General features: G+C 72.2%; 28 protein-coding genes. 18 read left to right on the top strand and 10 right to left on the bottom strand.

The annotated features are described in order from the left end of the window. Positions 1-38 precede the first annotated feature (38 nt). The 5 genes from KBX26_RS28040 to rsrA all read left to right on the top strand — a co-directional run bounded on the left by KBX26_RS28040 (position 39) and on the right by rsrA (position 3,359). Positions 39-749, top strand: a complete 711-nt coding sequence (locus KBX26_RS28040; RefSeq protein ID WP_030336651.1) for an SOS response-associated peptidase — start codon at positions 39-41, stop codon at positions 747-749. Between the two features lie 196 nt (positions 750-945). Beyond that, a complete protein-coding gene (locus tag KBX26_RS28035) occupies positions 946-1,338 on the top strand; it encodes a WhiB family transcriptional regulator (protein ID WP_030336652.1) in 393 nt (130 codons plus the stop codon). 51 nt (positions 1,339-1,389) lie between these two features. Further along, positions 1,390-2,007, top strand: a complete 618-nt coding sequence (locus KBX26_RS28030; protein ID WP_030336654.1) for an alpha/beta family hydrolase — start codon at positions 1,390-1,392, stop codon at positions 2,005-2,007. 235 nt (positions 2,008-2,242) lie between these two features. Then, positions 2,243-3,070 carry a sigma-70 family RNA polymerase sigma factor gene (locus KBX26_RS28025; protein ID WP_030336656.1) on the top strand — a complete coding sequence of 276 codons (828 nt, stop codon included), beginning with the start codon at positions 2,243-2,245 and terminating at the stop codon, positions 3,068-3,070. A gap of 1 nt (position 3,071) precedes the next feature. After that, positions 3,072-3,359 (top strand): mycothiol system anti-sigma-R factor, encoded by a 288-nt coding sequence (rsrA, locus tag KBX26_RS28020; RefSeq protein WP_030336658.1) that lies wholly within the window; start codon positions 3,072-3,074, stop codon positions 3,357-3,359. A gap of 112 nt (positions 3,360-3,471) precedes the next feature. Here the strand turns inward: rsrA and KBX26_RS33270 are convergent, their stop codons facing one another. Beyond that, complete coding sequence (locus KBX26_RS33270; RefSeq protein WP_369814844.1) at positions 3,472-3,546, bottom strand: 50S ribosomal protein bL37; 75 nt, start codon at positions 3,544-3,546, stop codon at positions 3,472-3,474. 221 nt (positions 3,547-3,767) lie between these two features. Between KBX26_RS33270 and KBX26_RS28010 the strand changes: the two genes are divergently transcribed. After that, positions 3,768-3,989 carry a biotin/lipoyl-binding carrier protein gene (locus KBX26_RS28010; RefSeq protein WP_210858367.1) on the top strand — a complete coding sequence of 74 codons (222 nt, stop codon included), beginning with the start codon at positions 3,768-3,770 and terminating at the stop codon, positions 3,987-3,989. Then, positions 3,986-4,495 (top strand): GNAT family N-acetyltransferase, encoded by a 510-nt coding sequence (locus tag KBX26_RS28005; RefSeq protein ID WP_210858363.1) that lies wholly within the window; start codon positions 3,986-3,988, stop codon positions 4,493-4,495. The genes KBX26_RS28010 and KBX26_RS28005 overlap by 4 nt, the downstream gene beginning before the upstream one ends. A gap of 66 nt (positions 4,496-4,561) precedes the next feature. Here KBX26_RS28005 and KBX26_RS28000 read toward each other — a convergent pair whose 3' ends face one another. After that, complete coding sequence (locus KBX26_RS28000) at positions 4,562-5,140, bottom strand: TetR/AcrR family transcriptional regulator (protein ID WP_030336665.1); 579 nt, start codon at positions 5,138-5,140, stop codon at positions 4,562-4,564. Positions 5,141-5,251: 111 nt separating this feature from the next. Here KBX26_RS28000 and KBX26_RS27995 point away from each other — a divergent pair, with 111 nt between their 5' ends. After that, positions 5,252-6,838, top strand: a complete 1,587-nt coding sequence (locus KBX26_RS27995; RefSeq protein WP_030336667.1) for an MDR family MFS transporter — start codon at positions 5,252-5,254, stop codon at positions 6,836-6,838. A gap of 153 nt (positions 6,839-6,991) precedes the next feature. Here the strand turns inward: KBX26_RS27995 and KBX26_RS27990 are convergent, their stop codons facing one another. After that, positions 6,992-8,818 (bottom strand): tetratricopeptide repeat protein, encoded by a 1,827-nt coding sequence (locus KBX26_RS27990; protein ID WP_210866762.1) that lies wholly within the window; start codon positions 8,816-8,818, stop codon positions 6,992-6,994. Between the two features lie 188 nt (positions 8,819-9,006). Here KBX26_RS27990 and KBX26_RS27985 point away from each other — a divergent pair, with 188 nt between their 5' ends. Together KBX26_RS27985 and KBX26_RS27980 are read left to right on the top strand one after the other, a co-directional pair. After that, positions 9,007-10,038, top strand: coding sequence for an SIS domain-containing protein (locus KBX26_RS27985; RefSeq protein ID WP_210858365.1), 1,032 nt, complete (start codon positions 9,007-9,009; stop codon positions 10,036-10,038). Between the two features lie 25 nt (positions 10,039-10,063). After that, positions 10,064-11,656, top strand: coding sequence for a PAS domain-containing sensor histidine kinase (locus KBX26_RS27980; RefSeq protein ID WP_030336671.1), 1,593 nt, complete (start codon positions 10,064-10,066; stop codon positions 11,654-11,656). A 149-nt stretch (positions 11,657-11,805) separates the two neighbouring features. Here the strand turns inward: KBX26_RS27980 and KBX26_RS27975 are convergent, their stop codons facing one another. After that, the gene (locus tag KBX26_RS27975; protein WP_374224337.1) at positions 11,806-13,305 is read right to left on the bottom strand and encodes a glycosyltransferase family 39 protein; all 1,500 of its coding nucleotides are present in this window, start codon (positions 13,303-13,305) and stop codon (positions 11,806-11,808) included. Positions 13,306-13,386: 81 nt separating this feature from the next. After that, the gene (locus KBX26_RS27970) at positions 13,387-14,412 is read right to left on the bottom strand and encodes an aldo/keto reductase family protein (protein ID WP_210866760.1); all 1,026 of its coding nucleotides are present in this window, start codon (positions 14,410-14,412) and stop codon (positions 13,387-13,389) included. A 63-nt stretch (positions 14,413-14,475) separates the two neighbouring features. Here KBX26_RS27970 and KBX26_RS33095 point away from each other — a divergent pair, with 63 nt between their 5' ends. From KBX26_RS33095 to KBX26_RS27945, 5 genes are all read left to right on the top strand, one after another. Next, the gene (locus tag KBX26_RS33095; protein WP_036412359.1) at positions 14,476-15,387 is read left to right on the top strand and encodes a helix-turn-helix domain-containing protein; all 912 of its coding nucleotides are present in this window, start codon (positions 14,476-14,478) and stop codon (positions 15,385-15,387) included. Between the two features lie 291 nt (positions 15,388-15,678). After that, positions 15,679-17,391, top strand: a complete 1,713-nt coding sequence (locus KBX26_RS27960; protein ID WP_030336675.1) for a nitrite/sulfite reductase — start codon at positions 15,679-15,681, stop codon at positions 17,389-17,391. After that, a complete protein-coding gene (locus KBX26_RS27955) occupies positions 17,388-17,549 on the top strand; it encodes a hypothetical protein (protein ID WP_167337345.1) in 162 nt (53 codons plus the stop codon). Before KBX26_RS27960 ends, KBX26_RS27955 begins: the two co-directional genes overlap by 4 nt. After that, positions 17,546-18,313: a phosphoadenylyl-sulfate reductase gene (locus tag KBX26_RS27950; RefSeq protein ID WP_030336676.1), complete on the top strand. Its 768-nt coding sequence runs from the start codon at positions 17,546-17,548 to the stop codon at positions 18,311-18,313. The genes KBX26_RS27955 and KBX26_RS27950 overlap by 4 nt, the downstream gene beginning before the upstream one ends. Continuing rightward, positions 18,295-19,188 (top strand): sirohydrochlorin chelatase, encoded by an 894-nt coding sequence (locus tag KBX26_RS27945; protein ID WP_210866759.1) that lies wholly within the window; start codon positions 18,295-18,297, stop codon positions 19,186-19,188. The genes KBX26_RS27950 and KBX26_RS27945 overlap by 19 nt, the downstream gene beginning before the upstream one ends. 105 nt (positions 19,189-19,293) lie before the next feature. Here KBX26_RS27945 and KBX26_RS27940 read toward each other — a convergent pair whose 3' ends face one another. Next, positions 19,294-19,551 (bottom strand): WhiB family transcriptional regulator, encoded by a 258-nt coding sequence (locus tag KBX26_RS27940; RefSeq protein ID WP_007072794.1) that lies wholly within the window; start codon positions 19,549-19,551, stop codon positions 19,294-19,296. A 447-nt stretch (positions 19,552-19,998) separates the two neighbouring features. Next, on the bottom strand, positions 19,999-20,949 hold the full coding sequence (locus tag KBX26_RS27935) for a diacylglycerol kinase family protein (RefSeq protein ID WP_030336678.1): 951 nt from the start codon (positions 20,947-20,949) through the stop codon (positions 19,999-20,001). A gap of 43 nt (positions 20,950-20,992) precedes the next feature. On the opposite strand from KBX26_RS27935, the gene KBX26_RS27930 reads away from it, so the two are divergent. Continuing rightward, a complete protein-coding gene (locus tag KBX26_RS27930; RefSeq protein WP_030336679.1) occupies positions 20,993-21,382 on the top strand; it encodes a hypothetical protein in 390 nt (129 codons plus the stop codon). A 22-nt stretch (positions 21,383-21,404) separates the two neighbouring features. Here the strand turns inward: KBX26_RS27930 and KBX26_RS27925 are convergent, their stop codons facing one another. Genes KBX26_RS27925 through sodN form a run of 3 tightly spaced genes read right to left on the bottom strand, consistent with a single transcriptional unit; the run spans position 21,405 to position 22,791 of the window. Then, the gene (locus KBX26_RS27925) at positions 21,405-21,812 is read right to left on the bottom strand and encodes an ATP-binding protein (RefSeq protein WP_030336681.1); all 408 of its coding nucleotides are present in this window, start codon (positions 21,810-21,812) and stop codon (positions 21,405-21,407) included. 32 nt (positions 21,813-21,844) lie between these two features. Next, on the bottom strand, positions 21,845-22,390 hold the full coding sequence (locus KBX26_RS27920; protein ID WP_030336683.1) for a GNAT family N-acetyltransferase: 546 nt from the start codon (positions 22,388-22,390) through the stop codon (positions 21,845-21,847). Beyond that, on the bottom strand, positions 22,387-22,791 hold the full coding sequence (gene sodN, locus KBX26_RS27915; protein WP_030336684.1) for a superoxide dismutase, Ni: 405 nt from the start codon (positions 22,789-22,791) through the stop codon (positions 22,387-22,389). Before sodN ends, KBX26_RS27920 begins: the two co-directional genes overlap by 4 nt. 53 nt (positions 22,792-22,844) lie before the next feature. Between sodN and KBX26_RS27910 the strand changes: the two genes are divergently transcribed. Beyond that, a complete protein-coding gene (locus KBX26_RS27910) occupies positions 22,845-23,225 on the top strand; it encodes a S26 family signal peptidase (RefSeq protein WP_051708804.1) in 381 nt (126 codons plus the stop codon). 145 nt (positions 23,226-23,370) lie between these two features. Further along, positions 23,371-24,549, top strand: a complete 1,179-nt coding sequence (locus tag KBX26_RS27905) for an NADP-dependent malic enzyme (protein ID WP_030336688.1) — start codon at positions 23,371-23,373, stop codon at positions 24,547-24,549. Positions 24,550-24,670: the final 121 nt, after the last annotated feature.

The following is a 24,670-nucleotide window of genomic DNA, read 5'->3' as shown; positions in this document are numbered from 1 at the left end:
ACAGCCGACAGCGCCCCCGACGCGTTAGCGTGTGCCCCATGTGCGGCAGGTACGCGACGACCCGGAGCTCCGGCGAGCTGAGCGCGCTGTTCGAGTCGTCCGACGACTCCGACGGCCTGGTCCGCGCCGATCACAACGTCGCGCCCACCGACCCGGTGCCGCTGGTCCGGCTCAGCCCGGAGGGGCACCGCAGCCTCTGTGTCGGCCGCTGGGGTCTGTTGCCGCACTGGTCCCGGTCCGCCTCGGCGGCGGCCCGCATGATCAACGCGCGGGCGGAGACGGTGGCCACCAGCCGGGCGTACGCGGGCTCCTTCGCCCGTCGCCGCTGTCTGGTCCCCGCCGACGGCTGGTACGAGTGGGTCCGGCTGCCCGACGGTGGCCGCCAGGCGTACTTCATGACCCCCCGGGACGGTTCGGTGCTCGCCCTGGCCGGCATCTGGTCGGTCTGGGAGTCCGACGCCGAGACCCGGCTCACCTTCAGCGTGCTGACGACCGCGGCGCTCGGCGACCTGACCGAGGTGCACGACCGGATGCCGGTGCTGCTGCCAGCGGAGCGTTGGTCGTCGTGGTTGGCCCCGACGGACGAGCCGGAGCGGCTGCTCAGCCCGGCGTCAGCGGAGCAGTTGGCGGGGTTGGAGATCCGCCCGGTGGGCGCGGCGGTGGGAGACGTCCGCAACGACGGGCCGCACCTGACCGCCCGGGTGCCGGTGGCGCCAACGGTGACGCCGCAGGAGTTGACCCTTTTCTGACGCTGTCGCGCATCGTTGGCCGCCGATTTGCCAGGGTTCCGCGTGATTCGTCTCCCGACTGTTCAGTCAGGTTCCCGGCAGACACTTGTCCCGATGTTGCGAAGTGCGATAGAACACAGCGCCGGTAGTGGACATCGATTCGCACGGGGCGGACGACGTCCACCGATTTTGCCGGTCCCACGGGGGAGGTGGGCGGATGACACGGGCACGTATGCCGCGTCCGCACGAGGTGGCGGCGGCGCGGCGAGATCCGCGACTGCTGCGGGCAGTGCGGGAACGGCGACAGGACGACGCGTGGCGTACCAGGGGTACCTGCCAGAGCGTCGATCCGGAGACCTTCTTTCCGGCACCGAACGAACCGGCGGACGCCGCCGTCGCGTTGTGCCGCAGTTGTGACGTACAGGGGTCCTGCCTGGCCTGGGCCCTCGACGTCGGCGACTGCCACGGCGTCTGGGGCGGCACCACGCCGCGGGAACGACGGGCGATGCTCGTCGCCTGGCGCGGTGAGGTCGACCCCGACCCGGACGCCATCGACGACGCCGGCCCGCCGGTGCGCGATCGCCTGCTCGCCCTGGTCCCGCTGAGCTGATCGGCGGCCGGGTTCACACCCGTCGGCGGTGCGGCGGCGCAGAATGGGGCGGTGCCACCCAGCGACGACATCGACACCCCGCGCGGTCCGGCGCGGATCGACACCGACCTGCCGGCCCGACCGGCCACCGCCCTGCTCGTCCTCGGGCACGGTGCGGGCGGCAGCGTCGACGCGCCTGACCTGCTCGCGGTCCGGGACGCGTCGGTCGCTGCCGGGCTGGCGGTGGTCCGGGTGACCCAGCCGTACCGGGTCGCCGGTCGACGGGCGCCGGCACCGGCCGGTCACCTCGACGAAGCCTGGGCGGCGGTGCTCGGCGTGCTGCGTGACCGGCACGCCGACGTGCCGACGGTGCTGGTCGGTGGGCGTTCCAGTGGCGCGCGGGTGGCCTGCCGGACGGCCCGCGCGGTGGGCGCGGTGGGCGTGGTCGCCCTGGCCTTTCCGCTGCACCCGCCCGGCCGGCCGGAACGCTCACGGGCCGCCGAGCTGGACACCGGCCTGCCGACGCTTGTCGTCAACGGTGACCGGGACCCGTTCGGGACGCCGGAGCCGGGGCCGGCGGTGCAGGTGGTGAGCCGTCCCGGTGAGACGCACGATCTGCGCCGGGATCCGGCCGGTACCGCCGCCGCCGTGCGCGACTGGCTGTCCGCCCAGGGCTGGGCGGCCGGCTGACCGGTCGCGTCGGCTCGCCGGGGCGACCGTTTCCGGTGCCGGGCACGGGTCGTTGCATCCGATGGTGCCGCCGGCCCGATCCGGGCTGGTGACACCAGTCCTCCCAGGCCCTTCCTGGTCCCAGCGCCGGCCGCCGTCGGGGCCGGGACCAGGAACGGGGAGAGCCGGCCGGAATGCCCCAGTGGTCATCTCGCGTTACTACCCCCGGACGACTTTTCTGCGAGGGGGGTGACCGGTGCCAACCGAGACACGAAGCCTGGAACAGGATGAACGGGACGCCCGGCAGTTGAAGCGGCTGCTGGACGGCCCGCAGTGGCCCGCCACGGCGGGACCGGGCGGGGTGGGTGCGGTGAGCACGGGCACACCAGCCGGAAGTGAATCTGTGGGTAGGTCTGTGCGCGTATCCTCGGCGGGAAAGCATCCGACGCGAGGGGATGTGCGGTTGACCACCGAGAAGACGGACGAGCGCAGGGCCCGATTCGAGCGGGACGCGATGCCATTCGTCGATCAGCTCTACGCTGCTGGGCTGCGAATGACGCGCAACCCGGCGGATGCCGAGGACCTGGTCCAGGAGACCTACCTGAAGGCGTACGCGGCCTTCCACCAGTTCGAGCAGGGCACGAACCTGAAGGCCTGGCTGTACCGGATCCTGACCAACACCTACATCAACTCCTACCGCAAGCGGCAGCGCCAGCCGATCCAGGCGCCCACGGAGGAGATCACCGACTGGCAGCTCGCCGAGGCCGAGTCGCACACCTCCAGCGGGTTGCGCTCCGCCGAGACGGAGGCACTGGACCGGCTGCCGGACAGTGACGTCAAGGAGGCCCTCCAGCAGTTGCCGGAGGAGTTCCGCCTGGCCGTCTACCTCACCGATGTCGAGGGCTTTTCCTACAAGGAGGTCGCGGACATCATGGGTACGCCGATCGGCACCGTGATGTCGCGTCTGCACCGTGGCCGTCGTAATCTGCGCAAGCTGCTCGAGCGCTACGCGGGGGAGCGGGGCTTCAGTGCGGCCCGCTCGGCGAAGGGTTCGACCGCCGCCGCTGCCGGCCGGGAGGTGTGACGTGAGCTGTGGGGAGCCGCACGAGACGGACTGCCGCGAAGTCCTCGCGGAGGTGTATCTCTACCTGGATCTGGAGTGCGCCGACGAGCGCCGCTCGCTGATCCGGCACCACCTGGACGAGTGCGGGCCCTGCCTGCGCGAGTACGGGCTGGAGCAGGAGGTGCGGGCGCTGGTGGCGCGTTGCTGTGGCAACGAGACCGCGCCGGACGAGCTGCGTGAGCGGCTGCGGGTCAAGCTCACCGAGCTGGTGGTCTTCGAGACCAGCGATTCCCGTGAGCTGGCCGACTGAGCGTCGGCATGAGCTGGCAAGACCGGTGGCCCGGGTCGATGTCGACCCGGGCCACCGGTGTATCCGGCCTCGGCCGGCTGAGCGACGACGGGCAGTGGGCCCGTCGACCCGTTCAGGAGTTGGGACGCTTGCCGTGGTTCGCGGCGCTCTTCTTACGAGCCTTCTTCTTCCGGGACTTCTTCGCCATGCTGACCTCCTCGTGATGGGTCGGATCCGTCCTGCGCACGACCTCGGCGCGGATGCGGCCACCGGCGGTCCGGCGTCGGGTCCGACCCGCTGATGGTAGTGCGGTCGGCACCCGCCGCCTCCCCCAGGGCGGGACTGCCGTCGCGGCTGTGCCGCTGCGCGCCCACCACCGGTCGACGCATGATTGGATACATCGGCAGGCACGTCGCGAAGAGGGAGGGCCTGAACATGGCCGAGGAGATCCGCGCCGAGATGGTGGCCAACGTCTGGAAGGTCGTCGCCGCGGCGGGTGACACGGTGGCCGAGGGTGACACCCTGGTGATCCTCGAGTCGATGAAGATGGAGATCCCGGTCGTCGCCGAGTCCGACGGTGTGCTGCAGCAGCTCGCCGTGCACGAGGGCGACGTCGTGCAGGACGGTGACCTGATCGCGGTGATTGCGTGACCGGTTTACTGGTCCGTCCGGCCGAGCCCGCCGACTTTCCGGCGGTGGCCCGGCTGACCGTTGCCGCGTACGAGGCGGACGGTCAGCTCAAGGGCGAGCACGGGTACGGCGAGGTGCTGGCCGACGTGGCGACCCGGGCCGCCAGCGGCGAGGTGCTGGTCGCTGTCGACGAGCTGACCGGCGCGGTGCTCGGCTCGGTCACGTTCGTGCTGCCGGGCACCCCGTTCGCGGAGCTGTCCGGGCCGGGCGAGGCGGAGTTCCGGATGCTCGCCGTCGACCCGGGCGCGCAGGGTCGTGGCGTCGGTGCCGTGTTGGTCGAGGCGTGCGTCGACCGGGCTACCGGGTTGGGTTGCACGGCGGTGGTGATCTGCGTCCGGGCCGGGATGGCCGATCCGGCGCACCGGCTCTACTCGCGGCGCGGGTTCGTCCGCTCGCCGGAGAAGGACTGGTCACCGGCACCGGGCGTGGACCTGCTCGGCCTGCGCCTGGAGCTGGCGCGCCGCTGAGCCGCCGGGCCGTTCCCGCTGAACCGCCCACCGCCGGGCCGTGCTGAGCCGCCGGGCGGGCCCGGGTCAGGCGTCGGGCTCTGTACCGATGGCGGCCAGCAGCTCGTCGGCCACGTCCAGGGCGAGCTTGCGACGTTCGTCGTCGCTGATGTGCGGGGCGCGGACCGCGAACCAGCTGGTGTGCACCGCGAACAGCGACAGCACGGCGCGCAGTTGGGCGGCGGGGGAGTCGTCGCCCCGGCAGAGCGCCCCGGCCAGCTCCATCATCCGGCCGCGCATCTTCTGGCCGGAGGAGAGACTCTTGAGCGCGGTCTGGTTCTGCTCGAAGAAGCGCATCACCGACGGCTGACTGCCGTCGAACATCGTGTCGGCGTATCGGGAGATCAGCTCCCGCCGGGTGGCCAGGGTGGCGGGCTGGGTGGCGGCCCAGGCGGTCAGCGCGTCCATCCGCTCCAGGCGGTCCTCGACGAAGCTGGCGACGATGTCGTCCTTGCTCTTGAAGTGGTAGTAGAGCGCAGCTTTGGTGACGTTGAGGCGCTCGGCGATCTCCCGGAGCGAGGTCTTCTCGTACCCCTGCTCGGTGAAGAGTTCGAGCGCGACGGCCTTGATCCGTTCCCGCGTTCCGCCGCCTGTGCTCTCGCTCACGCACGCCCTCCAAATGGCTTGACCGTTGCTCGTACCCAACTTACCGTGCGGCTAGTAAGGTGACTAGCCGGGCGGCAAGTAAGTACGGCAATCCTCGGGGGGAGCTTATCCATGACTCAGGCAACCCAGGTCGGCACACGACCCAACAACATCAGGGTCGTGCTGTTCGGGCTGATGATCGCGATGATGCTCGCGATGCTCGACAACATGATCGTCAGCACCGCGCTACCGCGGATCGTCGGCGAGTTCGGCGGGCTCAACCACTTCACCTGGGTGGTCACCGCGTACGTCCTGGGCACCACCGTCTCCACCCCGATCTGGGGCAAGCTCGGTGACCTCTACGGCCGCAAGTCGGTCTTCCTGACCTCGGTCGTCATCTTCCTGGTCGGCTCCGCCCTCTGCGGCATGGCCGGCTCCGGCATGTTCGGCGGCCCGCAGGACGGCATGGTCCAGCTCATCGCCTTCCGGGCCGTGCAGGGCCTCGGCGCCGGTGGCCTCATGGTCGGCGTGATGGCGATCATCGGTGACCTGGTCCCGCCCCGCGAGCGCGGGCGCTACCAGGGCATGATCGCCGGCATCATGGCCATCGCCATGGTCGCCGGCCCGCTGGTCGGCGGCTTCATCACCGACCACCTCTCCTGGCGCTGGGCGTTCTACGTGAACCTGCCGCTGGGCGGTGTCGCGCTGCTCGTGCTGATCACCACCATGCACCTGCCGAAGTACCGCACCGAGCACCGGATCGACTGGCTCGGCGCCGGGCTGCTCTCGGTCGGCATCACCGCGATCGTGCTCATCACCACCTGGGGTGGCAACGAGTACGACTGGACCTCGACGCAGATCCTCGGCCTGGCCGTGCTGGCCGTCGTCGCACTGGTCGTGTTCGGCCTCGTGGAACGCCGGGTCCAGGAGCCGATCCTGCCGTTGGCGCTCTTCGCCAACCGCAACTTCGCGCTGATCTCGGTGATCGGGTTCCTGCTCGGCTTCGCGATGTTCGGCGCGATGAACTTCCTGCCGCTCTACCAGCAGACCGTGCAGGGGGCGTCGGCGACAAACAGTGGTCTGCTGCTGCTGCCCCTGATGTTCGGCATGCTGGTCGTCTCGCTGGTCATCGGCCGGGCGATCACCCGCAACGGCAGGTACCGGGCGTACCCGATCATCGGTGGTGTGGTGATGACCGCGGGCATGGCGCTGCTGTCCATGCTCGACACCGACACCAGCAAGCTGATGTCCTCGCTGTACATGATCGTGCTCGGCGTCGGCATGGGCTTCCTCATGCAGACGTCGATGCTGATCGCGCAGAACAGCGTGGAGCAGAAGGACCTCGGCGCGGCCAGCGGCGCGGCCACCTTCTTCCGGTCGATCGGCGGCTCGTTCGGCATCTCGCTGTTCGGTGCGATCTTCGCCAACCGGCTGGCCAGCTCGGAGGGCGGTCGGGCCTTCGGCGGCGGCGAGGCCGGCGCCGGGATGGACCTGGCGAAGCTCAGGGAGCTGCCCGCTCAGGCCCGCGAGGCGGTGCTCGGCGGTCTCTCCGACGCCATCTCGCACGTCTTCCTCTGGGCGGTCCTGTTCACCATCGTGATCCCGGTGCTCGCCTGGTTCATCAAGGAGATCCCGCTGCGGACCGCGAACGAGGCCCCGCCGCAGGCCACCCCGGAGGAGGACGCCGAGGTCGCCCTCGGCAAGGCCCCCGTCGCGTAACCCCCCACCCCACCCCACCCCGCCCCTAGCCCCACACCCCCGCGATCTTGCACTTTGTGCGGTGACATAAGCCCTCTATACCGGCAAAACGCCGACAGAAAGTGCAAGATCGCGGGGATGGGGCGCGGGCAGGGCCGGGGGGTTGGCAGGGAGTCAGCGGCGGAGCAGTCGTTGCCAGAGGCGGCGTAGGGGGTTGCGGGGGCGGGGGAGTCGGGGGGAGTGGACGTTCAGCAGCTCGGTGGCCAGGGCGGCGGTCGCCGGGTCGAGCTGTGGGGCGGCCAGTGCCAGGTGCGCCAGTGACGCGGCGATCGGGACCGGTCGGGTCCGCGCCACGGCGGCCACGTCGGCCAGCCGCTCCGCCACCACCCGGGCCACGTCCGGCCGGACCGAAGGGTCCACCCAGGCCGCGGTGACGAGGGCGAACAGCGCCGCCTCGGTGACCCAGTCCTCGACGCCCCAGACCAGGTCGAGCAGCACCCGGCGGCGCGTCGAGCCCTCCCACGGCTCGTCGGTGCGGTGGTGCAGCAGCCCCAGACAGGCCCACACCTGCACGCCACGGACCCAGACCGACGGGTCGTGAGCGGCGAGCAGCCGACCTACCGCGTTGGCCGGCGCGGCCGGCGGGTGCACCAGCAGGCCGAGCAGGTCGGCCAGCTCAAGGCCGGCCAGGCCCACCGCCGCGTCGTACGCCGCGGGTGGGTGCGCCCACGCCGGGTGGGCGATCTGCCCGATCCGTTCGACAGCAGCCGCCGAGGGCGCGGCCAGCGCGGGCGTGGGGACGGCGTCCGCGTAGTGCCACAACCGCTGCGCGGACGCCCGTCGGGGTTCGCGCGGGTCGGGCTCCGGCGCGCCGACGACCTCGATCCGCAGCCCGGGGGCGGTGGCGATCGCCGTCCCGACCGCGCTGGGCGGGGCGGCGGCGGGTAGGCGTACGGCGCCGCCGAGACCGTTGTCGTCATCGGCGACCGCCTGGCGCATCGCGTCGACCAGGGGCCCGCCGGCCGGGGTGAGCTGGCCGAGCCAGGGCCGGCCCCGGCAGCACTGGGCCAGGTCGCCGTGCTCGTGGCTGTCGTCCGGGTGGTCCCGCACGAAGTCGGCGAGCGCGACCAGGTGGGCGAGGTCGCCGTCGCGCAGGTGCCGCAGGCGGTGGGCGGTGTGCACCGCGCAGTCGAACGACGGATCGCGGGCCAGCGCCCGCTCGGTCCACTCCAGCGCTTCGTCCAGTCGGCCGATCTCGGCCAGGGTGCCGGCGATGTCCGCGTAGATCGCCAGGTCGTCGGGGTCCAGCTCGACGGCCCGACCGAGGGCCGCGAGGCCGTCGCGGGTCCGGCCCGAGCTGCGGTACGCGTACCCGAGCCACACCTCGCCCATCTTCGAGGGCTGTGCGCGTACCCCTCGGGTGGCCCAGCGGACTGCCAGCTCGGTCTCGCCGAGGCGCCGGGCCAGCGCGGACGCCGCGCCCAGCAGCAGGCCGTGTTCGGGGTGCACGGTGGCCGCGTTGCGCGCGAGGGTGAGGTACGGGGACAGCGGGGCCCGGCCGATCCGCGGCACCGGGTCGGGCAGCGCGGCGCAGACCTGCATGAGGACGCGGGCGATGTGCTCCGGCTCCAGTCGTTCGGCCAGTTCGGGCGCGGTCACCCAGGGCACGGCTGCCCACTCGGTGCCGGGTGCGTACGCCGTCGCCGCGGCCAGCAGCTCCAGCCCTTCGGCGGGGCGGCCGGCGGTGGCGAGGAGGTGCGCGCGGGCGACCACCGCGCCCACGAAGGTGTGGTGGTTGATCGGGAAGAGGTCGAGGCCGCCGCCGCTCGTCGCAGCAAGCCGGGCCAGCGTCTCGTGCACCTCCGGAAGGGTGGGGGCCTGCGCCAACGCGCCGGCGAGGTGGCCGGCGGCGTGGTGCAGGTCGCCCTCGTCGAGGGCCAGCCGGGCCAGCGCCAGCTCCTCCGTCACGGAGAGCGCGGGATCGTCCGTTCCCTCAGGCACGTCGTCCTCTCGTGGCAGCTAGACCGGGTGCGGCGGGTGAAGCTTAGTTGATATTGAGATCAACTGGTGATCAGCTGCGCAGTCCTGCTCGTTCGATTGCTGAGATACGGTTAAAAGTGCAAGACTGAGCAAGAATCGCGCGGCAATCGCGCAGGGGAGGGGTTTCCGTGACACGTGCAGGGGCTGGAATGGCCGCCGACATCGACGAGCAGCCGGCTGGCTACGCGCGCCTGCTCTCCGCGGCCAACGCCGCGGAGATCGCCCGGGTCGCGGCGGTCATCGCCGAACGGCGGCCACGGCACGTCGTCTTCACCGCGCGGGGCACCTCTGACCACGCGGCGCTCTACGGGGCCTACCTGACCGAGATCCGGCTCGGCCTGCCCGCTGGGCTCGCCTCGCCCAGCGTCGTCACCCTGTTCGGGGCCCGCCCCGACCTGTCCGACGCGCTGGTCGTCGGGGTCAGCCAGAGCGGTGGCTCGCCCGACCTGGCCGAGGTGCTGCGCGCCGCCCGCGCCTCCGGGGCGCTGACCCTCGCGGTGACCAACGCCCCCGACTCGCCGCTGGTCGACGTGGCCGAGCTGAGCGTCGACATCGCCGCCGGGCACGAGCGGGCGGTGGCCGCTACCAAGACGTACACCGCCGAGCTGCTCGCCCTGTTGATGCTGGTGGAGGGGGTCCGGGCCGGCGACGGGGTGCTGCCGACCGCCGAACGGGAAGCGCTCGACGCGCTGCCCGAGCTGGCTGCCCGCACCCTGGCCGACGACACCCCGGCCCAGCTCGCCCCGCGCTACCGGTTCGCCCGCCAGTTGGTCACCACCGGCCGGGGGTACGCCTACCCGACCGCCCGGGAGGCCGCGCTCAAGCTGATGGAGACCTCGTACCTGCCGGCGCTCGCCTTCTCCGGTGCCGACCTGCTGCACGGCCCGCTCGCGATGACCGACCCGGAGGTCCCGGTGCTCGCCGTGGTCGGCTCCGGCCCCGGTGGCCGGTCGATGGGGGAGGTGCTGCCCCGCCTCGGCGAACGCCGCGCCGACGTCGTGGTGGTCGGCTCCGCCGACGTGCCGGGCGCGACCCGGCTGGCCGTTCCCGAGGTCGACGAGCGGTACGCCCCACTGCTGGACATCCTGCCGATGCAGCGGCTGGCGCTGGCCCTGGCGCTCACCCGGGGCGAGGATCCGGACGCGCCGCGCGGGTTGAAGAAGGTCACCGCGACGATGTGAGGCGTGGCGTGGCACCCTGGTCACCGTGTCCACGCTGCGCGACCTCGCCGAGGAGCACACCCATCTCCGTCCGGCCGACATCGACCACCTGCACCGGATCGCCGGCGACTGGCAGCTGCTCTCCGATCTGTCCTTCGCTGACCTGCTGCTCTGGGTGCCTGTCGACACCGAGGGCACGTTCCTCTGCGTCGCCCAGGTCCGTCCGACCACCGCGCCGACCGCGTACCAGGACGACCAGGTGGGTCGGATCGTCGGCGGACCGGAGGTGGCCCACCTGGGGGTGGCGTACTCCCAGGGTCGGATCTGGCGGGAGGGCGACCCGGTCTGGTACGGCGACGTGCCGGCCCGACACGAGGCGATCCCGGTTCGGCTGCGTACCGCCGAGGGGGAGGCCGGCGAGGTGATCGCCGTGGTGGGGCGGGACACCAACCTCTCCACCGCGCGTACGCCCAGCCAGCTGGAGCTCAACTACCTCACCACCGCCGACGACCTGGCGCAGATGATCGCGGACGGCACCTTCCCGCCGCCCCGGCATCCGGGCGAGACCACCTCGGCGCCCCGGGTCGGCGACGGTCTGGTCCGGCTCGATGCCGGCGGCAAGGTCACCTACGCCAGCCCGAACGCGCAGTCCGCGTACCGCCGACTGGGCTACGCCGCGCACCTGGTGGGCGAGGATCTGGCCGCGCTGCACCGCCGACTGGCCGGCGACCCGCTGGACGGCACCGAGGCGTCGAACGGCATCCTGGCCGCGCTGCGCGGTGAGGCGCCACCGCGCCGGGAGATCGACGCACGGGGTGCCACGATGCTCACCAGGGCGCTGCCGCTGATGCCGGCCGGGGTGCCGATCGGGGCGCTGGTGCTGGTCCGGGACATCACCGAGGTTCGACGCCGGGACCGGGCACTGATCACCAAGGACGCCACCATCCGGGAGATCCACCATCGGGTGAAGAACAACCTCCAGACGGTGGCTGCGCTGCTGCGGTTGCAGGCCCGCCGGGTGGCGATGCCGGAGGCCCGGGTCGCGTTGGAGGAATCGGTCCGACGGGTCGCCTCGATCGCCCTGGTGCACGAGACGCTCTCCATGTCCAGCGACGAGGCGGTCGAGTTCGACGGCATCGTCGACCGGGTGGCCAGCGCGGCGACCGAGGTCGCGGCGACCGAGGTGAGCGTCGGCATGCGGCGGCGGGGCAGCTTCGGCGTGCTGCCGGCGGAGATCGCCACCTCGCTGGTGATGGTCCTCAACGAGTTGCTGCTCAACGCCGTCGAGCACGGCTTCCCTCCGGCCGACGAGGCGGACGAGGTCCCGGTGCCCGCCGCGTCCGGCATGGTGCCGGTCGCCGCCCCCGAGGTCGACCCGTCGCTGCGGCCCGAGGTGGTGGTCTCCGCGCACCGGTTCCGCAAGATGCTGCACGTTTCGGTGACCGACAACGGCCGCGGCCTGCCGCCGGACTTCGACGCCGAACACGGCAGCCGGCTCGGCCTCCAGATCGTCCGCGCCCTGATCACCGGGGAGCTGCGCGGCACCATCGAACTGCGGGCCGGTGCCAACGGTGGCACCGAGGCGGTGCTGATCATCCCACTGGCCCGCAGCGCCCCGGAGGGCCGCTCCCAACCCTGACCCGCCCTGCCGCCTCCAATGGGGCGGGGTCCGCAGCGGGAGCGGATGTCGGGATGGGCGTGATGCCTCTCAGTCATCAGGATGACTGAGAGGCATCAGGCACATCGAGGTGGGCGGGCCTGGTCGCCGGCCGGCGCCCCGGGGCCGGGTCAGCGGTCGGAGCGGGTGGTCAGCAGGGCGACGGTCAGGCCGGGGCGCTGCCAGACCTGCGCGACGGTGAAGTCCGCACGGAGCGCGTCGCCCTTGGCGTCGGGCACGGCGGCCAGCGGGTCGGCGTGCCGGCCGGAGACGACGAGCCACACCCGCGTCGTACCGGCCAGGCACTGTGCCGGCTGGGGGCACTCGGCAGCCCACAGATCGCCGCGGCGTGCCTCGTCCTCGGTGACCAGCACGTCGCGTGGTGGGTCGGCGAGGTGGTACTCGATGCCGAGGTCGAGGAAGAGCCAGCTGCGCCTTGGCGAGTAGACCACCGCGTCCCCCGGTCGTTGACCGTCCGCGATCACCCGCGCCGCCCCCGCGTAGTCCACCGGGGCGCTGCGCGGCCACTCGTGGGTGCGTCGCAGCGCCGCCTGGTCGGGCAGGCCGAGCAGCCCGGCCAGGACCACCGCCACCAGCGCGCCCGGTGCGCTCACGGCGGCGAGCGCCGCCCCCGCCAACAGGCAGGCGAAGGGCACCACGAAGACCAGGTACCGGGGCACCCACAGCGGCACGACCGCGCCGGCGGCGAAGAGCAGCAGTACGGGCAGCAGCACCGCGCTGACCGGCAGCACCGCGCGTCGCCCGAGCCGGGCTGCGCCCAGCGCGGCGACCCCGACCAGCAGGCCACCCACCACACTGCTCTGGGCCACGCCGCCGGGCAGCGCGCTCAGGTCGTCCGGCCGGACCAGGTGGACCCAGTTCAACTGCCGGGACTGCTGGGTCCGGGCCTTGACCAGCAACGGGCTGACCAGCAGCGCGGCCGGCAGCACGGCGACCAGCCACCGCCACACCCGCCGGTCCCGCTCGGCGTCGAGGCGCGGGGCGGTGCTGCCGGCTGTGGTCGGGGCGGCGCTGGCCGGGGCGGCGATGCCGGCCGCAGCCGGGCCGCGCCACCAGGCGATGAGGACGACCAGCGCGTGCGCGGCGAGCAGTGTGAGTGCGATCAGATGGATGAGCCCGAGCGCGGCGACGGCGACGGCGTAACCGCCCCAACGGGCCCAGCCCGGTCGACGCAGCGCCGTCACCAGCAGCACTGTGGCCAGCACGGCGAGCATGGTGGCCAGCGCGTACGGGCGGGCCTCCTGCCCGTAGCGGGAGGTGCCGGGGAGCACCGCGAACAGCAGCCCGGCGAAGAGGCCGGCGCGCCGGTCGACGAGCCGCGCGCCGAGCACGGCGAGCAGCCCGGCGGCCACTGTCATCGCCAGCACCGCCGGTAGCCGCAGGGCGATCATGGAGTCGCCGACGACAGTGGTCCACCAGTGCATCAGCAGGTAGTACGGCCCGGTGGCGGCGTCGATGGTGCCGGCCAGCCGGGCCAGGTCGGTGGGCGAGCGGGTGGCCGCGCTCCACGTCGCCAGCTCGTCGCGCCAGAGCTGGGCGGAGCCCAGCCCGGTCACTGTCACCGCCAGGGTCAGCAGCGCCGGGGGGAGCCAGACCGGCAGGCGGCGCAGCCGCTCCCACGCCGACCCGGCCGACCTCTCGGACAATTGCCCCACGGTTCGAGCCTGCCACGGCCACCCCCTCCGTGGGCGTCACCCAGCGGCAGGGGGCGGGCGCCAGGCGGACATCACGTCGTTCGGTCTGGCGGTCTTCGCCGGATCACGCTCCACGAGTTCGTCGAGCACGGTGTCGATCCGGGCGATCAGCTCGTCGTCGAGCCGTACCGTGGCGGCCTTGGCCGTCTCGGCGAGCTGCTCCGGCCGGGACGCGCCGACGATCGCGCTCGCCACGGTCGGACGGGCCAGCACCCACGCCACCGCCAGCTGGGCTATCGTGCAGCCGGCCGCCTCGGCGACCGGTCGGAGCTGACGTACCCGGGAGAGCAGCAGATCCGAGGAGTAGCGGGCGATGAACGAGCCACCGAAGCCGTCGGTGGCCCGGGAGCCGGCGGGCGGACGTCGACCAGGTTCGTACCGACCGGTCAGCACGCCCATCGCGAGTGGCGCCCAGGCGAGCTGGCCCAGGCCGAGGTCCGCGCAGGCGGGCGACACCTCGGCCTCCACCACCCGCCACACCATCGAGTACTGCGGCTGGTTGGCGATGAACGGGATGCGCAGCTCGGCGGCGAGCCGCAGGCCCTCGCGCAGCTGCGGGGCGGTCCACTCGGAGGCGCCGACGTAGAGCACCTTGCCCTGGCGGACCAGGTCGGCGAAGGCGAGCATCGTCTCCTCCAGCGGCACGCTGTCGTCGTACCGGTGCGCCTGGTAGAGGTCGACGTAGTCGGTGCCCAGCCGGCGCAGCGAGGCGTGGCAGCCCTCGATGATGTGTTTGCGGGACAGCCCGGCGTCGTTGGCCCCCGGCCCGACCGGTAGGCACACCTTCGTGCACAGCTCGATCGAGCTGCGCCGGACGCCGCTCAGCGCCTTGCCCAACGCCTCCTCGGCCCGCCCCTGGGCGTACCGGTCGGCGGTGTCGAACGTGGTGATGCCCGCATCCAGGGCGGCCTTCACGCACGCGGCCGCCGCGTCGTCGTCGAGCTGGTTGCCGTGGGTGACCCAGTTGCCGTACGCGACCGCGCTGACGCGCAGGCCCGACCGGCCCAGTTGCCTGTACTCCATACCGAGGATCCTCGGGCCGCCCCGCGCTGTCGCCGAACCGTTCGACCGTGGTCGAATCCGTGGGTGATCGAGGTTCGGTTCTCGCCCGACGACCTGAGCCGGGTCCGGTTCGTGCACTCGCCGCTGGCCGAGTTGGTGGCCAGCTCCTGGGCGTTACGCAAGCCGACGAAGTACTGGATGCACCGCCCGTGGCGGGAACGCGCGGAGCGGCTGCTGCCGGACGCCGGCCTGGAGCCGCTGCTGACGGTGCTCAGGTCGTCCAACGGTTACGTACCGGATTTCCTCACCCCGATCGGGGCGGCACCGAACCTGGCCGCCGAGCTGCGGGCGGTCGCCGGCACCGACCCGTCCGTGGTGCGCCGGCAACTGGACCGGGCCGGCGCGCCCCGGCTGACACCGGACGAGCTGGTCGCGCAGCTCCACCGATACTTCACACTGCTGATCGCACCGGACTGGCCCCGACTGCGGGCGCTCGCACTGGCCGACATCCGGCGGCGGACGCTGCTCGCTGCCGAGCAGGGTGGGCGCATCCTGCTCCGCGAGCTGCACCCGTTGATCCGCTGGGACGGCGCGGCACTGCGGGTCGCCGTCGGCACGAGCCTGCCGGCCGGCCTGGACGGACGCCCGTGGACGCTGCTGCCCACCTCCTTCTCCGGGCCGACGGTGCACGCGATCATGGAGGGCGATGCCGGCCCGGCCCTCTGCTATCCGCCCAGTGGGCTGGGCGGGCTGTGGGCTTCGCCGCCGCCCAGCGCCGCGCTGGCCGCCCTGCTCGGCGGTACGCGGGCGGCGGCCCTCGCCCTGCTCGACGCACCGCTGAGCACCGGTGAGCTGGCCGCGATGCTGGGTCTCGCGCCGGCGACCGCGTCGCACCACCTCACCACGCTGCGGGACAACGGCCTGATCGTCGGCGTACGCCAGGGACGGGTGGTGCGTTATGCCCGAACTGTCCTCGGTGACCAACTGGTCGGCTGACCTCCGGCCCGTGATGTGGGATCCAGCACGCGGACATTGGCCGGCCCCCATGGGGTGTGGCAGCATGAGCCCATGACCGCCGCAGTAGTCCGCCGCTTCGTGGCACGTCGCCACGTCGATTACGGCCGCGTGCGCAGCGCGATCTGTCCGGCCAACTGACGACGCCCGACCAATCCGTCTCGGGCGCGCTCCGCGCCGGCTGTCCCCGACACCGTTGTCTTGCCCGCTTCGCCGGGCCGGCCGCCGCGCCCCGCGTGCCCCGAGGCACAGCAGACAACGGAGGACGCCGCGATGGCGGTCAGCAGCATCCCGGCCCGTTCCGAGGACCCGACGGCTCGCCCGACCCGAGCGCCGCGCCGGCCACGGGGTGAGGGTCAGTGGGCGCTCGGCCACCGTGAGCCGCTCAACCCCAACGAGCGGATCAAGAAGGACGACGACCCACTCAACGTTCGAGCCCGCATCGAAACCATCTACGCGCACCGCGGCTTCGCCTCCATCGACCCGCAGGACCTGCGCGGCCGGTTCCGCTGGTGGGGCCTCTACACCCAGCGCAAGGCGGGCATCGACGGTGGGCGCACCGCCGTGCTGGAGCCGCACGAGCTGGAGGACGAGTTCTTCATGCTCCGGGTCCGCATCGACGGCGGTCAGCTCAGCCTGGCCCAGCTGCGGGTGATCGCGGACATCTCCCGGGAGTTCGCCCGGGACACCGCCGACATCACCGACCGGCAGAACATCCAGTACCACTGGATCCGGGTCGAGGACATGCCGGAGATCTGGCGTCGGCTGGAGTCGGTCGGCCTGCAGACCACCGAGGCGTGCGGCGACTGCCCGCGGATCGTGCTGGGCAGCCCGGTCGCCGGGGTGGCCCGCGACGAGCTGCTCGACCCGACCCCGGCGATCGACGAGATCGTCTCGCGGTACGTCGGTGACAAGCAGTTCTCCAACCTGCCCCGCAAGTTCAAGACGTCGATCTCCTGGCTGGTGGACACCCCGTACGAGTCGAACGACATCGCCTTCCTCGGTGTCGACCACCCCGAACACGGCCCCGGCTTCGACGTCTGGGTCGGCGGGGGTCTCGCCACCAACCCGATGCTCGCCAAGCGGCTCGGCGTCTGGGTGCCGCTGGCCGAGGTGCCGGACGTGTGGGCCGGGGTGGTCGGGATCTTCCGCGACTACGGCTACCGCCGACTGCGCAACCGGGCCCGGCTGAAGTTCCTGGTGGCCGACTGGGGCGTGGAGCGCTTCCGCGAGGTGCTGGAGAAGGACTACCTCGGTCGTACGCTGCTCGACGGCCCAGCGCCGATCCTGCCCTCGAAGCCGATCGACCACGTGGGCGTGCACGAGCAGGCCGACGGGCGGCACTACGTGGGCGCCGCCCCGGTGGTCGGGCGGGTTTCCGGCGCGCAGCTCAGCCAGCTCGCCGACGTGGTCGAGGCGCACGGCAGCGACCGGGTGCGGCTCACTCCGTACCAGAAGCTGCTGGTGCTCGACGTGCCGTCGGAGCGGACGGAGTCGCTCGTCGACGCGCTGCGCGGGATCGGTCTGGAGGCCCGGCCGTCGGCCTGGCGGCGCGGCACGATGGCGTGCACCGGCATCGAGTACTGCAAGCTCGCCATCGTCGAGACGAAGGCCCGTGGCGAGGAGTTGGTGGCCCGGCTGGAGCAGCGGCTGCGCGACTTCGACGCGGACATCTCGATCCACATCAACGGCTGCCCGAACGCGTGTGCCCGCACCCAGGTGGCCGACATCGGGCTGAAGGGCCAACTGGTGGTCGGCCCGGACGGCCGGCAGGTCGAGGGTTTCCAGGTGCACCTGGGCGGCGGCCTGGGCATGGCGCAGGGGCAGACCGCCGGGTTCGGCCGCAAGCTGCGCGGCCTGAAGACCACCGCCGACGAGCTTCCGGAGTACGTGGAACGGCTGGCCCTTCGCTACCTGGCCGGTCGCAGCGAGGGCGAGACGTTCGCCAACTGGGTGATCAGAGTCGACGAGGAGGAACTGCGGTGAGCAGCGAGAACCGAGCGGCACCTCTGCACTGCCCGTACTGCGGCGAGGAGGACCTGCGGCCGCACGAGTCGGGGCACGGCGCCTGGGAGTGCCACGCCTGCACCCGGGTCTTCTCGGTGAAGTTCATCGGGCTGCTCAGCCGGACGGTGACCCGGTGAGCGCGGGTCTCGTCTCGGCCACGAGCCTGCGCCTGGTGGGCCCGGGCGCCTCGGCACCGGCCGACCCGAGCGGGCGCAGCCCGGACGAGCTGCGGGCCCTGGCCGAGCAGGCCGCTCGGGACCTGGAGGGCGCCCCGGCACTGGAGATCGCCCGCTGGGCGGCGCAGACCTTCGGCGAGCGGTTCTGCGTGACCAGCTCGATGGCCGACGCCGTGCTGGCGCACCTGGTGTCCCGGGTGGCTCCCGGGGTGGACGTGGTCTTCCTCGACACCGGGCTGCACTTCCCCGAGACGCTGCGGGTCCGTGACGAGGTGGCCCGGACGCTGCCGGTGAACGTCCGGTCGATCCGGCCCCGGCTCACCGTCGGCCAGCAGGACGGCCAGTACGGTCCGCGACTGTTCAACAAGTCACCGGACGACTGCTGCCAGCTGCGCAAGGTGGAGCCGCTGGAGCGGGCGCTGAGCGGGTACGACGCCTGGGCCGCCGGTCTGCGTCGGGACGAGTCGCCGACCCGGGCCAACACCCCGGTGGTGACCTTCGACGCGCGCCGCGGCAAGGTCAAGGTGAACCCGATCGCGGCCTGGTCGCAACGGGACGTGGACGCCTACATCGCCCGGTTCAACGTGCCGGTCAACGAACTCTTCAAGCAGGGGTACGGGTCGATCGGCTGCTGGCCGTGCACCCGCCGTACGAAGGCCGGCGAGGACGCGCGGGCCGGCCGGTGGGCGATGTTCGAGAAGACCGAGTGCGGGCTGCACGTCTGACCTCGCCGGGCACGACAGTGACCGGTGCGGCCGGCGGGGCGGACCCGGTGGTGCTCGTCGCGCACGGCAGCCGTGATCCGCGAGCGGCCGATGCCACCCGGGCGCTGGCTCGGGCGGTGTCGGCGGCCCGGCCCGGCACACCGGTGTGGGCGAGCTGGCTGGACCACACCGAGCCGGGGCCGACCGAGCTGCTGCGTCAGCTGGCCGTGGCCGGTCACCGTCGGGCGGTGCTGGTGCCACTGCTGCTGACCGCCGCGTACCACCATCGGGTGGACATTCCCGCGGCGGTCGCCGCGGCCACCCGGTCCGGGCCGCCACTGGCGGTACGGGTGACCGACGTGCTCGGCCCGGCGGACGACACCCCCGATCCGGCGCTGCTGGCCGGGCTGTGCCGTCGGCTGGGTGAGACGTGGCCGGATGGCTCGACCGCGTCGCGTCGGGGCGGCTTGGACGCGTCGCGTCGGGGCAGCTTGGACGCGTCGCGTCGGGGCGGTTTGGACGCGTCGCGTCGGGGTCGGTTCGACGCGTTGGTGCTGGCTGCGGCGGGCACCCGGGATGCGCGGGCGCGCCGCTCGGTGGGCCGGGTTGCCGATGCGCTCGGCGTGGAGTTCGGGGTGCCCTGCCGGGTGGCGTACGCGTCGGCGGCTCCACCGGCGGCCGGCGTGGCGGTGTCCCGGTTGCGGGCGTCCGGCGCGCGGCGGGTCGCGGTGTCCGCGTACTTCCTGGCGCCGGGGTTGTTCCATGACGCGGTGGCCGAGGCGGCCGGGGCGGCGGGTGCGGTGGCGGTTGCCGCGCCGTTGACCGACGCGCCGGAGCTGGTCGAGTTGGTGCTGCGCCGGGTCGACGATCGGCCCGTGCTGGCGTCGACGGGCTGATCCGGTGCCGGCCTCGACGGGGCTGATCCGGTGCCGGCCCGGTGCCGGACAGCGGAACGCCCCGGTGGGCGAACCCACCGGGGCGTACAGCTGTGTCGTTGGGGATCAGGCGGAGTGAGCGCGCAGCACCCGGAGACCGCCGCGCCGCTTGACAGCGCGCCGCTCCTCCTCGCTCATTCCGCCCCAGACGCCGGCGTCCTGACCAGACTCGAGTGCCCACTGCAGGCACTGGTCGGTCACGGAGCAGCGCCTGCAGACGGCCTTGGCCTGCTCGACCTGCAGGAGAGCCGGTCCGGACGTCCCAATCGGGAAGAACAGCTCCGGGTCCTCGTCGCGGCAGACAGCATGGTGACGCCAGTCCATGGCGGCAACACTCCTCATTCTGGATGGGTGGCAAATATTGCTTGTCGTGCTTTCCCTATATGCATCCGCAGTGCCGAGGTGACAGTTAGCGTTCGTCCATTCGGCAGTGCGTGAGCAGGCAGTTAGTGCCGGGGACCTGCTGGAACAGCTCAACCTGACGAGCATATCCAGGCAATGTCCCGGTAACTCAAGTTCGCTTGTGAATACTTTCACGAACAGTCGTGATGTCAAGGGTGACGCTCGGAAAAACTCCGGGCGGTGAGCAAGCCCACAACCCGTTTGTCCGGGTTTCCGCGCTTTCCTGGTTACCCGGCGTGCCACAGTCGAGGATCAATATAGTACAGTCCGCGTGACATTGCTGACATTTCCGGCACCTGCCCCTCGGTGTGGCGGCGACCCGGCCGATCGGTTGTGGCCACCGTGTCGACCAACTGCGGTACCCGAGACCTAGCAGATTACTCTCAGTGCGGCCGGAACGGAGGTGAATCTGACTTTCTCCCGCTCGCCGAGATAGTCCCCGTCCAGCTGGAACGCCTGCGGGCGGCTGGAGACCAGGGTAAACTCCGCCGTGTCATGGAGTCGTAACACCTGACGACCGCGCGGATTCGGTTGCCGGGACAGGAACTGCGTCACTGTCCGTGTTGTGCTAGCCACCCGGAGCTGACGCAACGCCAGTACGTCCAGCCCGAGATCGAACGACGCCTCCGGGTTCGGGTTGACCTCCCGGTCGCCCAGGTACGTCCACGGGGCAGTGTTCTGGATGATGACGGTGGCCAGCTCGGCCTCCGCCGGCTCGCCCGGGCGCTCCAGGACGATCGCCGGGTGCCGCCGGTCCGAGGCGAGGAAATACTGGTTCATGATCGAACGCAGGTAGAGCGACGGCGTGGACACCCGCCCCTTGCGCCGGGCCTGCTCCACCCGGTGGATCACCGCGGCGTCCAGGCCGAACCCGGCGCAGAAGGTGAAGTAGCGGTCGTCGGCGCGGCCCAGCCCCACCGTCCGGCTGCGGCCCAGCCGCAGCCCCTCCAGGATCATGCTGGTCGCCTCCGGCCACTCCCGGGGCAGCCCCACCGCGCGGGCGAACACGTTTGTCGAACCGCCGGGGACGGTGGCCAGCGCGGGCAGTCGCTCGGCCATCGGCGCATCACCGGCGCGGGTCGGCGGCTCGGCCGTCATCAGGCCGTTCACCACCTCGTTCACCGTGCCGTCGCCACCCAGGGTGACGACCAGGTCGACCCCCTCCGCGGCTGCCTCCCGGGCGAGCGCCACGGCGTGCCCGCGCCGACGGGTGTAGCGCACGCTGAGATCGACTTCGCTGCGCAGCGCCCGGACAAGCACGTCCCGGCTGCGTTCGCTGGTGGTGGTGGCCTTCGGATTGACCACCAGGACGGCCCGCATGGGCGGCACTGTACCTGCCGGCAGCCCGGGTATCGTGGCGCGCGTGACCATCGACTCGGACCCGATCCCCGTCACGCTCCGCTGGGCGGTCCGGCTGCTGTGGGCAGAGGCGGCAGTCGTCGGGCTGATCGCCGTCTGGCTGATCTGGGCCGACCTCACCGCCACCCGCACCGACCTGCTGGCGGCGTTGCTGGTGACCGGGTTCGCCATCGGCGCGGCCGTCGTGCTCTGGGCGCTGGGACGCGCGCTGCTGCGCCGTCAGGCGGGCGCACGCGCCCCCGCCATCGTGCTTCAGCTGATGCTGCTGCCGATCGGTTGGTTCATGATCCAGGCTGGGCTGGGCTGGCTGGGCGTGCCGCTGATGGCGCTCGGCCTGGGCGTGGGCTGGCTGCTGGTCTGCTCCCCGACGACCCGTGCCCTCGGCTTCCAGTGACCACCAGGGTGGGCCGGGTCGGTCAGTAGCCGCCGGAGCGGCGGGTGAGCAGCGCGATCGTGGCCCGGCCGTCGGCCGACGTGGCGGACGCCGACGTGGTCAGCGCGGTGAGCACCTTCCAGGCGAAGGACGACTCGGCGGGCAGGGTGGCACCGCGCACGGTCGGCACTGTCACCTCGACGGTGAGCGCGTCCTCGGTGACCGCGAAACGGCACTCCAGCTCGGCGTCGCGGGTGGCGATGGCGAGCAGCATGGCGCACGCCTCGTCGACAGCGATCCGCAGATCCTCGATCTCGTCGAGCGCGAACTGCAACCGGGCCGCGAGACCGGCGGTGGCGGTGCGAAGAACGCCGAGGTAACCGCCGTCGGCGGGCACCGTGAGGTGCACCACGTCGTCGTCGGTCGCTGGCTGGCCAGTCAGTTGAGTCACGCCTCATCCCCCCGGTCGGGGACTCTACCCGGTCAGTCGCCCGTACGCGTGCCGGCGGTGGTGACGTGATCGGCCAGCTGGCGGAGCGCGTCGCCGCTGAGCCGGTAGGGAACCCACTCGCTCATCTGCTCGGCGCCGATCGAGGCGTAGAAACCGGCGGCCGGGTTCCAGTCGATCATCCACCACTCCAGCCGCCGGTAGCCGCGTCGTACGCAGATGTCGGCCAGCGTGGCGAGCAGCAGCCGACCGGCGCCGGTGCCCCGGGCGGCCGGCCGGACGTAGAGGTCCTCCAGGTAGATGCCGTGCACGCCGGCCCAGGTGGAGAAGTTGAGGAACCACAGTGCGAAGCCGACCGGCTGGTCCTGCTCATCCACCGCGACGTGGCCGAAGAGCGCCGGAGCGCTCGGCTCTTCCGACGTCGCGCCGGCACCGAACAGGGCCGAGGTCAACTGCTCGGCGGTGAGGTGGCACTGCTCCGGCGCGCGTTCGTACTCGGCCAGCTCGTGCACCATGGCGACGACGGCCGGCACGTCCTCGGGACGTGCCGGCCGGATCGTCGGGATGACCGGAGAGGTCACGCCTTCTTGGTCTCCCAGAAGATCTTCGAGATCTCGTCGATCTTCGCGAGCAGCTTGTCGGCGGTGGCCGGGTCGAGGCTGCCCTTGACGCCACCGGCGCCGGCGAGCTTGGTGGCCTCGTTGAACAGGCTGTGCAGGTTCGGGTACTTCTCGAAGTGCGGCGGCTTGAAGTAGTCGGTCCAGAGCACCCAGAGGTGGTGCTTGACCAGCTCGGCGCGCTGCTCCTTGATGATGATGGCGCGGGTGCGGAACTCCGGGTCGGTGTTCGACTGGTACTTCTCGCAGATCATTTTGACCGACTCGGCCTCGATCCGGGCCTGGGCCGGGTCGTAGACACCGCACGGCAGGTCGCAGTGAGCGCTCGCGGTGACGCGGGGCGCAAGGATGCGCGGAAGTCGCATCGGGATCCTCCATGGGAAGTTTGCGATGATCAAAGGCGACATTACTCCTGGAGATGCTCCCCCAACCGGTTGAGGTGAAACCAGTGACCGCCGATCACCCGGCTGAGGCGCCCCGGCTGCGGAGGCCGCTGACCGCCGTTCTGGTGACCGGCCCGTCCATGGTCCCGACGCTGCGGCACGGCGACGCGGTGCTGGTTCGCGTCGGTGGCCGCCCGATCCGGGCCGGTGACGTGGTGGTCGCGGTCTTCCGGACCCGGCCCGATCTGCTGGTGGTGAAGCGTGCGGTCCGGTCGCAGGACGGCGGCTGGTGGCTGCGGGGCGACAACGACCTGATCACCGACGACTCCCGGGCGTACGGGGTGGCCGACGTGCGCGGACGGGTGGTGGCCCGCTACTGGCCGCGCCCGGGACGGGTACCTCGCCGGCAGTTATGACCCTGCTCACATCCGAGGGGTGGTGTCGACACTATGCTCGGAAAGTGCCCGGGTGACCCCCCGCACCGCGTGCCACCGCCCGCCGCCCACCTCGCGGCGGGGCCGGCCGCCTCACATCTGCTCGACAGATCCTGGAGTCACCACCATGTCTTCGTCCACCGTGGACCCCGCTGATCCCGTCTTCCAACTGCACCGGGGCGGCAAGATGGCCGTCACCTCGACCGTGCCGCTCACCAGCCGGGAGGACCTCTCCCTGGCGTACACCCCAGGGGTGGCCCGGGTGTGTGAGGCGATCGCCGCCGACCCGGCCCTGGTGGATGACTACACCTGGGTGTCGCACACGGTCGCGGTGGTCACCGACGGCTCGGCGGTGCTCGGGCTGGGCAACATCGGCCCCCGGGCCGCGCTGCCGGTGATGGAGGGCAAGGCCGTGCTGTTCAAGCAGTTCGGCGGCGTGGACGCGGTGCCGGTGTGCCTGGACACCCAGGACGTGGACGAGATCGTCGCGGTGGTGCGGGCGTTGGCACCCTCGTTCGGTGGGATCAACCTGGAGGACATCAGCGCCCCGCGCTGCTTCGAGATCGAGCGTCGACTCGACGAGGCGTTGGACATCCCGGTCTTCCACGACGACCAGCACGGCACCGCGATCGTGGTGCTCGCCGCGCTGCGCAACGCCGCGACGTTGCTCGACCGCAAGCTGGGTGACCTGCGGGTGGCGGTGAGCGGCGCGGGCGCGGCCGGCGTGGCGGTGACGAAGATGCTGATCGCCGGGGGCGTCAACCCCGACCAGGTGGTGGTCTGTGACTCCAAGGGGATCATCGGCCGCCACCGCACCGAGCTGACCGGCACCAAGGCCGAGTTGGCCGCGAGCACCAACGCCGACGGCCGGCACGGCGACGTCACCGAGGCGCTGCGCGACGCGGACGTGCTGGTCGGGGTCTCCGGCGGGCAGATCCCCGAGGCGGCGGTGGCTCAGATGGCGCCCGGCGGAATCGTGTTCGCGCTGGCGAACCCCACCCCCGAGGTGCACCCCGAGGTGGCCGCCCGGCACGTCGCGGTGGTCGCCACCGGGCGCAGTGACTACCCCAACCAGATCAACAACGTGCTGGCCTTCCCCGGGGTGTTCCGCGGTGCGCTGGACGCCGGCGCCACCAGGATCACCGAGGCGATGAAGGTCGCCGCCGCGGACGCCATCGCCGGTGTGGTGGCCGAGTCGCTGACCGCCGACGCGATCGTGCCGTCCCCGCTCGACCCGCGCGTCGCGCCGGCCGTGGCCGAGGCGGTCGCCGAAGCCGCCCGCCGCGACGGCGTCGCCCGCCGCTAGGACGCACGCGTGGCCAGGGGCGCTCGGGCGCGGCATGCGCCGCCGGCTCTACGCGCACGCCTGGGCCGGGGGTTCTCCGGGGCAGCATGCGCCGCCGGCTCTACGCGCACGCGTGGGCCAG

Origin of the sequence: Micromonospora sp. C97 (assembly GCF_018070385.1) — a bacterium.
Lineage (GTDB): Bacteria > Actinomycetota > Actinomycetes > Mycobacteriales > Micromonosporaceae > Micromonospora > Micromonospora parva.
The sequence above is the reverse complement of the archived record's forward strand: the minus strand, read 5'-3'. Positions and strand labels throughout refer to the sequence as shown.